Annotated in this window: 17 protein-coding genes, 1 tRNA gene and 1 pseudogene; 10 read left to right on the top strand and 9 right to left on the bottom strand. The window is 33.4% G+C overall.

Annotation, left to right across the window (positions count from 1 at the left end):
• The 3 genes and pseudogenes from CM19_RS09975 to CM19_RS09965 form a co-directional block, all read right to left on the bottom strand.
• Positions 1 to 187, bottom strand: a pseudogene (locus CM19_RS09975) (hypothetical protein); the annotation flags it as partial.
• 142 nt (positions 188 to 329) lie between these two features.
• Complete coding sequence (locus tag CM19_RS09970) at positions 330 to 740, bottom strand: MarR family winged helix-turn-helix transcriptional regulator (protein WP_048100305.1); 411 nt, start codon at positions 738 to 740, stop codon at positions 330 to 332.
• On the bottom strand, positions 673 to 2,349 hold the full coding sequence (locus CM19_RS09965) for an MFS transporter (RefSeq protein ID WP_048100304.1): 1,677 nt from the start codon (positions 2,347 to 2,349) through the stop codon (positions 673 to 675). The genes CM19_RS09970 and CM19_RS09965 overlap by 68 nt, the downstream gene beginning before the upstream one ends.
• 401 nt (positions 2,350 to 2,750) lie before the next feature.
• Here CM19_RS09965 and CM19_RS09960 point away from each other — a divergent pair, with 401 nt between their 5' ends.
• Positions 2,751 to 3,281, top strand: a complete 531-nt coding sequence (locus CM19_RS09960; protein ID WP_048100303.1) for an SLOG cluster 4 domain-containing protein — start codon at positions 2,751 to 2,753, stop codon at positions 3,279 to 3,281.
• A gap of 107 nt (positions 3,282 to 3,388) precedes the next feature.
• Here CM19_RS09960 and CM19_RS09955 read toward each other — a convergent pair whose 3' ends face one another.
• Positions 3,389 to 4,684 (bottom strand): APC family permease, encoded by a 1,296-nt coding sequence (locus CM19_RS09955; RefSeq protein WP_048100302.1) that lies wholly within the window; start codon positions 4,682 to 4,684, stop codon positions 3,389 to 3,391.
• 149 nt (positions 4,685 to 4,833) lie between these two features.
• Here CM19_RS09955 and CM19_RS09950 point away from each other — a divergent pair, with 149 nt between their 5' ends.
• On the top strand, positions 4,834 to 6,657 hold the full coding sequence (locus CM19_RS09950) for a cation:proton antiporter (RefSeq protein ID WP_048100301.1): 1,824 nt from the start codon (positions 4,834 to 4,836) through the stop codon (positions 6,655 to 6,657).
• 124 nt (positions 6,658 to 6,781) lie between these two features.
• A complete protein-coding gene (gene acnA / locus CM19_RS09945; RefSeq protein ID WP_048100300.1) occupies positions 6,782 to 9,208 on the top strand; it encodes an aconitate hydratase AcnA in 2,427 nt (808 codons plus the stop codon).
• A gap of 4 nt (positions 9,209 to 9,212) precedes the next feature.
• Here acnA and CM19_RS09940 read toward each other — a convergent pair whose 3' ends face one another.
• The gene (locus CM19_RS09940) at positions 9,213 to 9,368 is read right to left on the bottom strand and encodes an AbrB/MazE/SpoVT family DNA-binding domain-containing protein (protein WP_048100299.1); all 156 of its coding nucleotides are present in this window, start codon (positions 9,366 to 9,368) and stop codon (positions 9,213 to 9,215) included.
• A gap of 549 nt (positions 9,369 to 9,917) precedes the next feature.
• Between CM19_RS09940 and CM19_RS09935 the strand changes: the two genes are divergently transcribed.
• On the top strand, positions 9,918 to 10,460 hold the full coding sequence (locus tag CM19_RS09935; protein WP_048100298.1) for a hypothetical protein: 543 nt from the start codon (positions 9,918 to 9,920) through the stop codon (positions 10,458 to 10,460).
• Positions 10,461 to 10,464: 4 nt separating this feature from the next.
• On the opposite strand, the gene CM19_RS09930 is transcribed toward CM19_RS09935, so the two are convergent.
• Genes CM19_RS09930 through CM19_RS09920 form a run of 3 tightly spaced genes read right to left on the bottom strand, consistent with a single transcriptional unit; the run spans position 10,465 to position 11,836 of the window.
• The gene (locus CM19_RS09930; RefSeq protein WP_048100297.1) at positions 10,465 to 10,800 is read right to left on the bottom strand and encodes a hypothetical protein; all 336 of its coding nucleotides are present in this window, start codon (positions 10,798 to 10,800) and stop codon (positions 10,465 to 10,467) included.
• Between the two features lie 8 nt (positions 10,801 to 10,808).
• Positions 10,809 to 11,309, bottom strand: coding sequence for a CDP-2,3-bis-(O-geranylgeranyl)-sn-glycerol synthase (locus CM19_RS09925; protein ID WP_048100296.1), 501 nt, complete (start codon positions 11,307 to 11,309; stop codon positions 10,809 to 10,811).
• Positions 11,300 to 11,836, bottom strand: coding sequence for an AAA family ATPase (locus CM19_RS09920; RefSeq protein ID WP_052349519.1), 537 nt, complete (start codon positions 11,834 to 11,836; stop codon positions 11,300 to 11,302). Before CM19_RS09920 ends, CM19_RS09925 begins: the two co-directional genes overlap by 10 nt.
• Before the next feature lie 18 nt (positions 11,837 to 11,854).
• Here CM19_RS09920 and CM19_RS09915 point away from each other — a divergent pair, with 18 nt between their 5' ends.
• Genes CM19_RS09915 through tmk form a run of 3 tightly spaced genes read left to right on the top strand, consistent with a single transcriptional unit; the run spans position 11,855 to position 14,000 of the window.
• On the top strand, positions 11,855 to 12,403 hold the full coding sequence (locus tag CM19_RS09915; RefSeq protein ID WP_048100294.1) for a hypothetical protein: 549 nt from the start codon (positions 11,855 to 11,857) through the stop codon (positions 12,401 to 12,403).
• The gene (locus CM19_RS09910) at positions 12,400 to 13,446 is read left to right on the top strand and encodes a Clp1/GlmU family protein (RefSeq protein WP_048100293.1); all 1,047 of its coding nucleotides are present in this window, start codon (positions 12,400 to 12,402) and stop codon (positions 13,444 to 13,446) included. Before CM19_RS09915 ends, CM19_RS09910 begins: the two co-directional genes overlap by 4 nt.
• Positions 13,440 to 14,000, top strand: coding sequence for a dTMP kinase (tmk, locus tag CM19_RS09905; RefSeq protein ID WP_048100292.1), 561 nt, complete (start codon positions 13,440 to 13,442; stop codon positions 13,998 to 14,000). Before CM19_RS09910 ends, tmk begins: the two co-directional genes overlap by 7 nt.
• Here tmk and CM19_RS09900 read toward each other — a convergent pair.
• Positions 13,969 to 14,316: an Sjogren's syndrome/scleroderma autoantigen 1 family protein gene (locus CM19_RS09900; protein ID WP_048100291.1), complete on the bottom strand. Its 348-nt coding sequence runs from the start codon at positions 14,314 to 14,316 to the stop codon at positions 13,969 to 13,971. The genes tmk and CM19_RS09900 overlap by 32 nt on opposite strands.
• Positions 14,317 to 14,374: 58 nt before the next feature.
• Here CM19_RS09900 and CM19_RS09895 point away from each other — a divergent pair, with 58 nt between their 5' ends.
• The 3 genes from CM19_RS09895 to CM19_RS09885 all read left to right on the top strand — a co-directional run bounded on the left by CM19_RS09895 (position 14,375) and on the right by CM19_RS09885 (position 15,286).
• On the top strand, positions 14,375 to 14,644 hold the full coding sequence (locus CM19_RS09895) for a stationary phase-response protein (RefSeq protein WP_048100290.1): 270 nt from the start codon (positions 14,375 to 14,377) through the stop codon (positions 14,642 to 14,644).
• Between the two features lie 33 nt (positions 14,645 to 14,677).
• Positions 14,678 to 14,762 (top strand) — tRNA-Leu (locus tag CM19_RS09890).
• 113 nt (positions 14,763 to 14,875) lie between these two features.
• On the top strand, positions 14,876 to 15,286 hold the full coding sequence (locus CM19_RS09885; RefSeq protein ID WP_048098479.1) for a hypothetical protein: 411 nt from the start codon (positions 14,876 to 14,878) through the stop codon (positions 15,284 to 15,286).
• Positions 15,287 to 15,290: the final 4 nt, after the last annotated feature.

Here is a 15,290-nt window from a genome sequence, read left to right as displayed (position 1 = left end):
ACTTTGTATAGGTACCCTTGATATCAACACCACGTTCACCGTTAAAGAACTGTCTTCTCCTTTCATAGTTTACTTGGTTCCATAGTTTTGAACACAAGTTTCCTAGTTCTTTTAACTCCTCCTCTTGTTCTTTTGTTGGTACTAGATCTACAGTTATGGTGCGTCTTAGGACTGATACGGTAGGCATAGGGACTGATCCCTTCTTACTCTTCTTAGGTTTACCTACCGTACCGTCCTCATTAGGAGTTACTCTCTATCTTTTTATAAACTTTTTTTGATAACATCCCCGCTCTGAAGAGCGAGGCTTTCAGTTGTAAACGATTCGTAACCTAGCTAACTTTTACTTTAGTTTCGCTAATAATTATCTTGAAAAATTCAATAACCTTCTCTCTATCTACTTTACTCAAAAGATCTTCTATTAAGTCCTTATATTTTGCTCTTACTTCCTTTAATACTGTTAACCCCATATCTGTGACTCTTACTTTAACAACTCTCCTATCTACGGTGTCTCTATTTCTTATTATCAGATTATCCCTTTCTAATTTGTCCAAAATCTCAACCATTGTAGACTTATTTACGTCTACTAGTGTAGCCAATCTACTAACATTTAGCTCACCTTCTTGACTTAAAAAATAAAGTACTTGAACATCACTGTAGGACAAGCCATATCTTTCAGCTTCTCTCTGTAGAAGTTCTCTGAATCTTTTGCTCCCTTTTAGTACTATCTCCCACTCTTCCAACTCTTTCACCTGATCTTAGCGCTGAAACTATAGCGGCTATTAGTAATAATCCAACAGAAATATAAAGCATTAATCTAAATCCTGACATAAAAGCTGGAGCTATCGCACTAACGAAGAACTTAGGACTATTTATTTTTACAGCTACTGAAGATGGTAGGCCTGAAGAAATAAAGGATAATGGGTCATAACCTAGTAAAGCTGAAAAAATAACTACAGCAGCAGGAATATTATAAGGTAAAGTTATTCCGAAAGGATGGAGAGCGGAATCAAGAGACGCTGTTAGAGAAGCAGACATACCAGATATCAAGATTCCAAAATAAATAACAACACTAATAGCAGAGGCTGTGTTTTGTAAGGAAGCCCTCATACCAGATGAAGAACCTCTCATGTCAACTGGGACAGCAGCCATCATATCTGCAGTATTAGGTGCCATAAAGAGTCCCATACCGGCACCCATAACAAAGGTTAAGGCAAAGAACTCCATTAAGTTAAAATTATATGGGATAAATGATAGACCAAGAAATCCTATTGCAGATACAGTCAAACCTAATGTTGTTAAAACCTTGGATCCATATTTATCTGATAAAATACCACTAATAGGTCCAAGCACTGCAAATCCCAGAGTATTAGGTATAAGGTATATTCCAGCCCAGAACGGTGTTTGGCTATACGGAATTCCATGAAGAGGGAGCCATATGCCTTGTAGAAAAACCAATAGTATTAACAATATTCCTTGCCTAGCTAATGATGAAATTATATTAGCAAAATTTGACGTGCTAAAATCTCGTATCTTAAATAACGATAGTTGAAACATGGGTTCTTTAACATGTCTCTCTACAAGGATAAAGAACCCTATCATAAATAGGGAAATAATTATCCCACCTATTACCCATGGATCAGACCAACCAAATTCCTCCCCTTTGTAAGGTAAAAGTCCATATGTGAGTGAGACTAGCAGAACTGTTATGCCAGACGCAAACAAAGTATTTCCAACTACATCTATTTTCCTAGATATAGGTTTCTGAACGTCTTTAAGTGTTAAATAGGACCATATAGTCCCTATTATCCCTACAATGGCGCTAAATACAAAGACGTATCTCCAATCAAATGTAGCAAGTATGCCACCTATAACTAAACCTGCAACGCCACCAACTAAGCCTGCTACTTGATTAAGTCCTAGAGCTTTACCTAATTCTCTTTTGTCGAAATAATCAGTTAATACAGCCGTACTATTAACCATAAGAAAGCCTCCGCCAACTCCTTGTAAAAGCCTAAAGATAATCATCTCTGTAACGCCTTCTGTTCCTTTAGCTACTATGCTAGCGAGTAGAGCTGAAGATAATGCAAAAATTAGAAAACCTATTGTATAAAATTTGGCTCTACCTTTAATATCCGATACTCGTCCTAAAGTAACTACTAATGATGCTGTAATCACCATATAGCCTAGGATTACCCATATTAAGTATCCTAGAGCGTCTGGAGAAGTAGGATTGAAGTCCAATCCCTTGAAAATAGATGGAAGAGCTATTATTATCATATTATAATTAGCAAATGCCATAAAAATACCTATAGATGTGTTCGATAATGCCATAATTTGCCCTTTTTCCATTACTGTTCGGCATCAAATAATTAGACTTTTAATTTAAAAGCTTTCCTAAGGGTATGTATTCTAAATCGAATGAACCCATTTAAATAAGAAGAAAATTGCTTGCAAAATCCTATTTGAAGTTTAAAATAACTTTAGCGGGTGAGAATATTATTTTATGTTTATGCTTTATTAATTATTTTTAGTATAAAGTATTCTATATATTATGCGCATTAAACTTGAAGTTTTTATCTTAACTTCATTTGTTATTGATTTCATTCTAGCAAGACTTATAATCTTAATTATAATAGACAATTTCCTTTCTCTATATAACGTAAATTACTTTCGAGGATAAATATGAACCATCTCATCACGAGATCATAGCACGAATCAAGATATTTTATCCCTATATCGTTCTTATTTATATGTACGTCACCATAGCTGCCCATAGTGGACCTTCCAAAAATGAAACTCATGAAAGAGCTAAATTATTTATTGAACAATTACATTCAAAGTGTAATCCAACTATTTTAGTAGGTGGATATTGGGGATTAATGAAAACTGTAGTAGATGAAGCACTAAGACAAGGCCTAAAAGTCGTAATAATTTTGCCTATAGAAAAGGAGGATCAAGAAATACCAGAAGAGGCAATAACCATAAAATCAGGCAGTGAATTTAGAGCAAGATCTATTCCATTAGTAAGATCTGGCGATATTCTAGTATCATTAGGTGGAGAATCAGGTACGATGATAGAAATAATGATGGCCTATGCTATGGGTAAGCCAATATATTGTCTTACGAATACAGGGTTAGGAACTGATAACTTACAAAAAGCATTCCCAAAATATCTTGATCAAAGAAATATTATAGAAATAAAGTACTTTAACGATCCAAAACTATTAGCCGAAGAAGTATGTAAGGAACGAAGGAAAAGTTCAGCACTAAATATAGGATAAATATCTTTCAGTTAATAATTGTTAAATCATATAAATTTATCTTCATAAATTATAGCTAAATAATTTTTCAGCAAGATAGTTCACATTGTTGAAGCCTCTTGATTAAATTAACCTTCTTCTTCTGCCCCTTTTGACATAGCTAGCGCTTCTGCATATAGGAAACCCATTATGATCCAAATGAAAAATATGTCGGTTGTGGTTATTCCCAGTCCTGGAGGTAGAAAGGAATATATTAGCACAAAGAATGAAATAATTAGAGCAATTACTCCTATAATTAATTCCGTCCACCTTTTTCTCGATCTTTTTGATGTAACCTTTATTAGTGAAATATCCGCGGAAAAATGGATTACTAAGTTCATTACACCCGCTAAACCGCCTAAAAGAACAAAGGTGCCGAATGTGCCCATTAAATCAGCAAGAAGGGTAATAACTAGAATAAATATAGAGCCAATGATTATCTCCGAAAATATTGGCTTATTGTGCCATTCGCGTGCTAGAAAATTAGGGAATTTTCCATCTTTAGCCATTGCCTTAAGCGTTCTTGAATCTGCCAGAATATAGCTTATTCCACCTAAAGTTCCATCACTCAACGAAATAAACGAGATAAATATTCCACCAATAAGACCAAAATTAGTAAGTAAATATTCAATTAAATTACCACTAAAATTAAGAGAACCTAATGAGTAAAAAAAGAATGTAGCTAAAGCCCCACCAAAAAGCAAAACTGAAATAGCCGCCTTTCCTATAGCCTTACTACTCGCTTCATCCCCAAGTGGCGCAATAGAACCATACCCTGTAGGTATTCCAAGACCAAATATTACTGCGTCTAGAAGCCCTGGGGGAAAGCTTATAGGGTTATAGAAATGCCATCCGCTCTGGTGAAGAAAGAAAACTCCTAGTGCTACTAAAGTGATCATCTCTATAGATGACATAACAATTGCGTATTTTGTAGATATTTTAATTCCAGCAATCACAATGCTCGTACCTAAGGAAGAAACTAACAAGGCAGCATATACGTCGTCTAACCCCGTAATATAATGTAGTACATAAGCCCCTCCAGCAATAAGTGTTCCACCATATGCTAAAGCATAAAGTAGGTAGCTCCAACCTGTTTCTAATCCTAACCTATCAGTAAGGGAGTAGATAGCGTAAATGTAATATCCTCCGCCTTTCTTAAATCTCCTGGACATAAAATTGACAACTAAACCGTTAAATAAAACTACAATAGTGGCAATAATCATAGCAAAGGGAGCTGCTTGATGGACATCTTCTATCATTACTGTTCCAAAAGTTAAAAGAGAAATGAAAGGAGCTTGCCCGCCAAATGATAAGAAGAAGAGATCAGTGTATGTCATGTTCTTCCTCTTTTGCTCAATACTCTTCTTTCCTTTTTCTACACTCATTGTAGAATTTGTATATTGATTGCATTTAAGCTTTAACTGTATAATCCATTATACAGAAATTTTTTCAATTTTATGGTTAAAGTCTTATAGTGATACGATGTATTACTTCTAACAAGAATATAAAGAACCTCAAACATAAGAGTAACTGAATGAACTACGGGATTGTAGGTTTACTACTGTTCTTTGCTTTTGTTTTCGGTCTCTTTCTATCTAAGCTCAAAATATATCCAGTTGTAGCTTATCTTATAGCTGGAATTATAGCAATAAATATTTTTAAATTAAATTTTAATTCATCATATTTTTCTATATTAAATTTTATTGCTATTAATCTTTTAGCTTTTGAAATTGGGGCAAGCTTTGATATTTCAAGAGCTAAGAAATTATTCCAGAGAGCACTAGGGATAGCGCTTATCGAGTTAATCTTCATTTCAGTTGCATCATACTTTTCTGGGTTATTTCTTTTTCATTTGTCATCTTTTGATTCCCTTTTCCTAGTTGTAGCATCTATAGATACTAGTACGGCAATCGCCTACAAGATAATTGGAAATCGCCTTTCTAAAGATGAGAAAGACCTTCTTATTGCAGTTGCATCTATAGAGGACTTAGAGGTATTCTTCTTATATTCCATCTTCATAGCATTAAACGGTGTACTAAATCCAGTTAAGACTATATCAGTAGTCCTTGAAATAGTAATTGCCGCATTTATAGTTTATCTTTTTGCCAAATTCTTCATGAATACATCGATTATAAGAAGCACTAGAATAGATGAAGAGAGCATAGCAATAATTCTACCAATATCTCTTGTTTTTATCTTTGAGTATATATCTCAAATTATAGATGTTCCTTCAACTCTTACTATGATTTTAGCCGGTTTAGCGTTTTCCTCTGTCTCTAATAGTGAGAGAGTAATGAGAATCACTGCGCCTGTAAGGGAGTTTGCGCTTATATTTTTCTTCTTAGCTGTTGGTAGTTTAGTTCCAATTTCTCTTGATCTTTTAACTTTTTTAGAGTTTTCATTTATAATTATTCTAATAAAATACTTTGCCTTTAGTTTATCTTCATGGTTAACCGGTTCTAATTTTGTAAAGTCGTTCACAAATGGTATATATATGATACCAATAAGTGAATTTGGAATAATTGTCTCTCTAGATGCAATATCTCAAGGAATTAATGTATTCCCTATTTATCTAACATCAATAACAGTGGTTATATTATCATCAATCGTTGCGTCTATTCTCATAATTAAGGTTGACTATATAAGCGAAACAATAAGCAAGGTATACGAAAGATTTGTTGTTTTGCAACAAATGGATTCTGCAGTAGCTTGGCTTTACAGATCTGCAATAAAGGATATTTCTCCTATTGCAAGTAATAATATATTTAAAAGTTTTATAAAGTCCATATTTTATCTTATTATACCTCTATTTTTGTTTCCTTTAATTAGAAGATCGGTATCAGCGTTTCCTATTTTATTAAAGATTCCATATTTTAGTTATATTGTTTTTTTAGCTGAGGGAATTATAGCGGTATTTCTTACTGTCTATTTTGTAAGGCAAATAAATAATATCTATTTCTCAATATATACTCTTGTTATTACAAAGTTAATACGAATTAAAAGCGCCTTATTAAAAAGATCATGGATCCTTATAATTTCTACTCTGAAAACTCTAGTTATCCTTCTAGAATTATCCTCAGCAATATTCTACTTTGCTCTGGCGACATTCCCAATAGCCACCAGGATTCCTATGCTTTTCTTATCCCTTCTCGGTTACGTTTCAGTAGCCATATTTATTCCTAGACTTACAAAAGTGGATAATGGTGTGTTATACTCTAACTTAATTGGAAAGCAGCCTACATATACAAAAAATATAAAAATTACAAAAAAGGCTATATTAAAGCTTAGAAAGAGAAAAAGTAGGAAAGAGATAGGAATACCCAAAAGAGAAACAAAACTGAGCATAAATAAAATTTAGTGTTTATTTTAAATTCCTATAAAAAGATTAATTTCCCTTAACTATAACCAATGTAAGTTTATATCTTTATGTTTATAGTTGTTTATTGTGAAAGTTATATAATGTAGTAGAAAGAGAGTAGATCATGCAAAATTTTTCTGGATTACCATATTCTTTGAGAATTTTGGCTATAAATATTAGTAAACATTTAGATGGAGAAAAAATTACAAAAGAAGATTTAAGCGCCGTCTTAAATTGGGAAAAGGGAAAGGACTTCGCTTTCATGCCAACCAGAGTAGTAATGCAGGACTATACGGGAATACCACTTCTTGTAGATCTTGCATCCATGAGATCTGAAATAGCTAAAAAGGGGAAAGATCCCACAACGGTAAACCCAAAAATTCAATCAGATTTGATAATTGACCACTCAATTCAAGTAGATTACTATGGAACATCATACTCCCTAGAAATGAATATGAAGAGAGAATTTGAAAGAAACGAGGAGAGGTATAGATTTCTAAAATGGGCCCAGGGTTCATTTAAAAATCTGAGAATTTTCCCCCCAGGAAAGGGAATAATACATCAAATAAACCTTGAATATCTGGGGAAAGTAATAACTAATGAAGAGCCAGAAATAGTTATTGGAACGGATTCCCACACTACAATGATCAATGGGTTAGGTATACTGGGCTGGGGAGTCGGAGGGCTTGAAGCTGAAGCTGTTATGCTAGGAGAGCCATACTACGCCGTTGTCCCTGAAGTTATAGGAGTAAGACTTATAGGAAATGTTAAAGAAGGAGTAACGACGACTGATGTAGTCCTTACAATTACTGAAACTCTGAGAAAAAGAGGAGTTGTAGGAAAATATGTCGAATTTTTTGGACCTTCATTAAAAAAATTATCTGTTCCAGATAGAGCAACTATCTCCAATATGGCACCGGAATATGGAGCTACAGTCGGATATTTTCCCATAGATGAACAAACGATAAAGTATCTTGATGCTACTGGAAGAGATGGCGATTATGTTGAGAAGATGGCTAAACAATTAGGAATATATTATGCAGATGAACCAAAATACACTGACATAATAGAAATAGATCTGGGATCTATAGAACCATCAATCGCAGGACCAAAAAATCCTGATGAAAGGAAAAGATTTGGAACAATAAAAGTTGAAAGAATCAAGAGAGGAGAAATTATAGAAGACGGTTCAGTAGTTATAGCTGCGATAACTAGTTGTACTAATACCTCTAATCCAAGCGTTATGATAGGAGCAGGAATCCTGGCCAAAAAGGCTATAGAGAGAGGCCTTCAGAGGAAACCATACGTTAAAACTAGTATGGCTCCAGGTTCCCCAGTAGTTATAAAATATCTAAAGGAAGCAGATCTTCTTCCTTATTTAGAGGCACTTGGATTTCATCCAGTTGGTTTTGGGTGCACCACATGTATAGGTAATGCTGGACCGCTTCCCGAAAAAGTAAAAGCTGATATAGAAAAATTCAATATTGACACATATGCAGTAATAAGTGGAAATAGGAACTATGAAGGAAGAATTAATCCTTTACTTAAGGGAACTTACTTGGCTTCTCCTATACTAGTGGTAGCTTATGCTATATCTGGAAAAATAGACATGAGTCCAGAGGAACCAATAGATTATGATCCAAATGGAAGACCTATCTTTCTTAAAGATCTATGGCCTTCAATGGATGATGTAAGTTATTACATGAATTTAGCCCTTAAGCCAGAGTTCTATAAGGAGCAATACTCAACAATATTCAAAGGAGATGAAAATTGGGAGAAACTTGATGTAACTACTTCAACAGTATATAATTGGCCTCCATCAAGCTATATAGTTAATCCTCCGTGGTTTAGTATTACTCCAAGTCTAAATATCGAAAATGCCAGGATATTACTCTTGTTAGGAGACAAAATAACTACTGATCATATCTCACCAGCAGGACCGATATCACCTGATTCAGATGCTGGAAAATACCTAAGGGAAATGGGGGTTACAGTACTGAATACATTTGGCGCAAGAAGAGGTAATCATGAAGTTATGTTAAGAGGAGGATTCTCTAATCCTAAGCTCAAAAATTTTCTCGTAGATAGGGAGGGAGGATATACAATGCATTTTCCAGATCGTAAAATTGGTACAGTGTATGAAATAGCAATGCAATACAAGAGCGAGAAAAAAGACCTTGTAATAGTAGCGGGGAAACAATATGGTTCTGGTAGTTCTAGAGACTGGGCAGCTAAAGTTACTGCCTTACTTGGAGTGAAAGCAGTGCTAGCTGAAAGCTTCGAAAGGATCCATAGAAGTAACCTTGTAGCTATGGGCATTTTACCAATAGAAATAGATAACTGGAAAAGTCTTGGAATAACAGGAGAAGAAGAAGTTAGTATTAAGTTGCTGGATCTTAAACCAAGGTCAAGTGTAACGATATTATTCAAAAAGGACGGAAAAGAGATTCAAACTAATGGCAAGCTTAGAGTAGATACTAAGGTAGAAATGAACTACATAAAAGAAGGTGGGTTGCTTAATTATATTCTTAAAAAAATTGAAAATGAATAAAAAGTTATCTACTAGTCACTACTATCTTAACTACTCTCTCTTTATCATCATACACGACTTTAACTAAATCTCCTTCCTTAACTTGAAATCTTTGCCTAATTTTTGCCGGTATTGTTACCTGATAGTTTCTACTTACTTTTACAATATCTTCTGATACCATTTTTCCTCATATGTATTTGATTAAAGCGGATTATTAAATCTTTATTCTGTTGTTAATTGTCTCTTTATTCTTCTATATAAATTTTTGTCAATACTCTACTCCTCTTGCTATAAATGACTTACTTACATCTCATATAAGAAGTATTAATAATTTAAATAAAATATAAAAAAATTTTTTAAAAAAAGTTTAGATAAATCACCTTTTTAAAATTTCCATTAACTATATTTCATATTCAATGTTTAGATTTCACTCCTAGGATTATTGATATGATTGCTTCAACATGAATAATTAGAAACTAAACAAATTATTTGACAATATGTACGTTCTATATGTTTCAGTCGATGAAATCTTTTTAACTAGAAACCTTAATTGTTAATTATATTTTATGTAACTTTTGATTTTCTAAGTATAACATTTTAACAATCAACGTTAAAATGTAACGCTTTTATTGTGAACTATTTAAATAAAATAAAATCTCAAGTTATAGATCATACAGATTTAAACTCAAATCAATGAAAGATTTAAAAACTGTTAATACAATACTATCACATGAAGCTCCTGGGAAGAGATATAACATCTATCTTGACACCAGAAAGCCGATTTGTATTGACGACAACAAAGTTTATTCCACAATTTGCTGACAGTTATCCAGAATTTGTTTCAACCAATGAATATGGTACAAAACTTAGAGAATTAGTATTTATACGTTCTCCCTTACTGCATAAAAATGATTTCCAGGTAGGTTATAGGTTCAAAGTTAGTACTTCAACAGATGGTAAATGGTATTCATTAAGGGACTGTAGAGATATAGTCCTCGGAATAAAGGCTAGGAAGATAGCTGAATTAAAAGGAATAACTACTGATATAATACTCTATGGATTTAAGAATGATCTGGAAAAAATCCTAATAATACATGATGTACCAATAGTTGTTAAAAATAAACGTGAACTAATTGAAGAATTATCAAGGTTTTTAATGCAATGGAATATTGAGGTAACAACAATCCCTGGAAAAGTAAAAATATTAGGAAAATTATATACTAAAGAGAATGCAAAGCTACTCGACGTAGATTACGCCAAGCTTATTTCATAATTTTTTAAATTCCATGATAAATATTTGAAATTTCTCCAAATCCATATAGTTCCCAGACTAGAACTGTTATGACTATTAAGCCTATTACAACAAGTAAAGATCCAAATTCCAATTGTCTTCTCTCTAATAGGAAAACTCCTGCTAGGAATATTGCAACTACCATAATACTAAGAATCAAATCTCCTACTCCGGCTGGGGTACCACCATTAGAATATGTGATAGGCGAGATATAGTAAGGTATTGCAAGAATTCCCATTATACCAAGCATAATAAGAAATACAAGAATTATAAGGACATAGCTACTAACCACTTGTGTGTAAAGTTTTCTTGGATTAGGCATATATTAAGTTACCATGGAACACTTTTTATTTTTAATCGATAGGCTATGTAGTTTGTTAGGATATGCAGTATAAACGCTACAAACGCTACAAACAAAAACTGATATATGGTAACTGAAATCCTTAAGCCAAAAATAGCTAAACTTGCACCTAATATAAAGTCTAGCTGATCCAATCCTAAAGCTCTTCCGCCTCTTGGGATATTTAATCTTCTCTTGATAAAAGCACCTAACATATCCCCAAAAAGCGCTGAGGCAGAAATAATTGCAGAATAAAATATCCAATCAATTCCCAAAAATCTAGAAATTATCCCCCCTAAAGTTGTCCCAAATGTTACTCCTACTAGAAGACCTTCAAAGGTTTTTCCATCTCCCAAGATTCTACGCCCATCATTGAAGTTCTTTCTTCTATCTATTGGAGTCCCTTCCCTTATAAAGGGAGCAGTTCCATTTGCTACAAAAGCCGGTAAATATATGATAAGACCAAATAATAAGTTGTAAATTATCTGCACACATCAACACCTTTATTAGTTATACAAATCTTAATCCTCCTCATGTTACCTATTATGTAAGTCTTCGTAATCCTTAAAATGTCATCGGAAAAATAACGCATAAATTTCTCCCCGCTTACTCTATTATTAAATGACATCTGCCATAAAATAAGAACCTTAGCATATTTCGAGTACTCCTTCAATAATGATAATGGATATAAAAGATCATTAGACTTACCGGAAATTCTATAATAAGTGTTTATATCATCTACAATTATTGGCTGCAATTCCATAGATATAGCTCTCATAACTGCATTTAGAAGTTCCAATATTCCTCCAACTTCAATAAAAAAAGCTTTCGATATATTCATTGTCTTTACCCTTTCACGATAAATTGAACCGTTAGTTGAAATAAAAAGTCCTGTTTCTGAATCCTTTATAACTTGAAGAGCAGTTACTGTTTTACCCGATCCAGAAGCACCATATAGCGAAATAAAATTACCTCTTTCAAATATAAAATCGCTAATCTTGTAACGCTTATATCCCACTATTCCCATATAATTATTGTGGATAATAAAAAAATAGCTGTAAGGATTAAAGATCCTAGGCTATATATTAAACTCATCAAGGAACTAAGGAAAAAGGATATAAAAATTTCTGATAACAGTGATATATTAATTTCTGATTATGAACAGTCTGCAAATATCTTTATAAAAAATGAAGAAGAAATAGATAATACAGTTGCTAAAGCAGTATGTCTTGTCAGAGGAAAGAGAGAATTTAATGAATTACTAGTGGGAATAGACACAAATTCTCCTGACCTTACAGTAGTAACTATAGGAGATGGAGAAATATTAGAAGAAGATAGAGCTAATATTTCTGGAATAGAAGACGTAATAGAGGAAATTTTATCGAGATATCCTTATAAAAGGCTTTACATAGGCATAGGTACTGGAAACAAGTATGGAGAGCTTGTGTATAAGCTACTTAGTTTAAGATATCCATTTATAAAGAAAGTGGATGAAACACGGACAAGTACAAAAAACCACTATGTAAACATTAAGGATAAAGATGTTAGGGCAGGATTTCTAATAGCCCTAAGGGCAACTACATGATAGTTACTAAGGATGAGGATATAATAATACGTGGTCCATGTAGAATATTAGTAAAAAATGGAAGAATATTTATAAGAGGAAAAGAAATTCTTGATTCTGAAGAAGTATCTTACGGTACATTTACGATATCTACCAAAAGTTCTGCAGATCTAGATATATCAACATGTGAGATCATAACTAAAACTCCCCATCTCGGATGGGAAGAAGTGGCTGAAGAAGTGGCTAAATCAGGCGGAAAGGCTATATTAATAGGATCTTCTGACTCTGGGAAAACATATTTCGCGTTTACTCTTTTAGAAAAAAATAAGTCTGGGACAATAATAGATTCGGACGTAGGACAGTCAAGCCTTTTTATACCAGGCTTTTTATCCAGTTCAGGTATAATACGGAAAATAAAGTTCTTCGGTGACATAACTCCGTCCTCCAATCCAAATCTCCATGCAGAGCTTATATCTTACTTGGTTAACGTAGCAAAAAGTAATTTGATAATAATAGATACTGATGGATGGATAAATGGTTATCGGGCTTTTTTACATAAGTTACAGATAATTAATGAGAATTCCCCAGATTATATTATATCATTTGATATAAAATTAAATGATTTTTTCCCTCAAAGATTAAGGAATAGAATAATCAATATCAGGAAAATTCCTGTTATACTCAACAAGGATAGATATGCAAGGAAACAATACAGAAAAGAGAAATTTAAGGAATACTTTTCAAAGGCATTAACAAAGAAAATTGATCCTAGAGAGATTTTAGGTAAAAAGATAGCCGATAACATATTCATTAATTTTCATGAAATGATACAACCATTTCAAGACAAAGATTGTATCGATGTTTATTTTGAACCAAGTATTATTGGTGCTCTTTTAGGAATTTTAAAGTCTGGTGAAGTAGTTGGTGCAGGTATATTGAGAGAAATTAATGAGGACATGATATCAATTTCTACTCCAGTTGACGACTTTGATGGAATAATCCTTGGATCAATACGCTTAAATGAAGAATATGAAGAGTCAAGAATAAGGATAAGGAGATGCTAATAGCCATAGAAGGAATAGATGGTTCAGGTAAGACCACTTTAGCAAATAGTCTGGAGAAAGAGCTTAATAATAGAGGTATTTCAGCGTTAAGCACTCATGAACCTTTTACCAAAGAAATCACTGAAATGATCAGAATACAGGGATGGAAAGATCCAGTAGTACTAACTTTATTGTTTGCAGCTGATAGAGCAATACATCTTAGCTGGATATCAACAAGAAATGAAAAAATAATAATTTTAGATAGGTATATTTACTCCACAATAGCCTACCAGTCTACAATGGGATTAGATGATAAATGGATTATAAGTGTCAATGAAAAGTTTCCAAAACCTCAACTAACAATTCTCCTAGATCTACCTGAGGAAATAGCTCTAAAGAGGATAAAAAAGAACGATAGTTTTAATTTTTCCGAAAAGATAAATCTTCTAGGAAAAATAAGGAAAAAATATATAGAACTTTCTAATGACGGGAAAACCATAATTCTAGATGCTACGGAGACTGCAGAAACGCTAACTAAAAAAGCTACTGATGCTGTTTTGGATTTATTTTCCTGAGTCTTTCAATAGCATCTAAATATCTTATTACTTGAACTATTGCGTCAGTATCCATAGGATCGTCCTTAACTTTTTTTGCCACTGTAAATAAACCATCGATAAGTATACTTTCTGTAGAGTCTAACGCTATATCCCGCTTAACTCTTGCTTCTTCCTCGTCATTTTTAACTAAGTAAACCTTCCCATGAGTAGGGCATACTACATCACCACTCTTTGTCCTAAAAAGAGGATAATTACATATTGGACATGAATCAGTTAACATTACTGCTCCTTGACGTAGAAGTTCTGCAGCTTTCTTAACAGATCCCTCAGACATATTATACCCAAAATAAATGTTAATGAGTACAACTAAAAAATATAGCTGGTGACCCAAAATGGCTACACTTTACGACAATGAAGCCAAAATTAAACAAGCTGTTATATTGCTTCAGAAAATAGTTAACGATACTAGTGTTCCAAGAAATATAAGGAGAGCCGCAACAGATGCAATAAGAAATCTTCAGGACCAAGGATTAAGTGCAGGTGTTAGGGCAGCTAATGCTATAGGAATATTAGAGGAGATTAGCCAAGACCCTAACATGCCTGTGCATACTAGGATATCTATTTGGAACGTAGTTTCAATACTCGAAACTGTAAAGGACTAGTTTTTTATATATGCATCTTGAATAAATTAATGTGCGGGGATGCCCGAGCTTGGTCAAAGGGGGCAGGCTTAGGCCCTGCTGGTGAAGACCTGCGTGGGTTCAAGTCCCACTCCCCGCACGCCTAATTTTAAATTATTTCCTACTTATACTAATTAGTAAATCATTTTAACAGAGGGTTTGATTAATTGAAAGAATAGGAAAGTATATAAGGATTAATCTATAGTGATCGATATGAAACTGCTAATCGCGATGGATCTTAACTCAAGCATAGAGTACTCGCGCTTACGGAAGTTCGTTGAAAGCTTACTGTATAAATTTAGGGACGTGGATGTAACTTTTCTGATAGATGATGGAAGCATATTAAAGCTAGGAAATGATGAAGTGTTTAAGGTTAGTGATCCAGATTCCTTTGTAGAACTGACAAAAGATCTTAAGTCTATCTCTACAAAAAAAGGTAATCTGAGGATAGGAAATATAATTAGACTTAAAAGAGAACTAGGAAGAAGTATTCTAGTTTTAGTTAGCAATAGAAAAGTAAAGAATAGTGATGAACTTATTTTAGTATATAATGGTAAAAAGATAAGCGCATTAATCGGAAATAATATATTACATTTGAATCCTACTACATCAAACAATAGATAATACT

It is taken from the genome of Candidatus Acidianus copahuensis (assembly GCF_000632495.1).
Taxonomy (GTDB): Archaea; Thermoproteota; Thermoprotei_A; order Sulfolobales; family Sulfolobaceae; genus Acidianus; species Acidianus copahuensis.
This window is presented reverse-complemented; position numbering and strand designations above follow the sequence as displayed.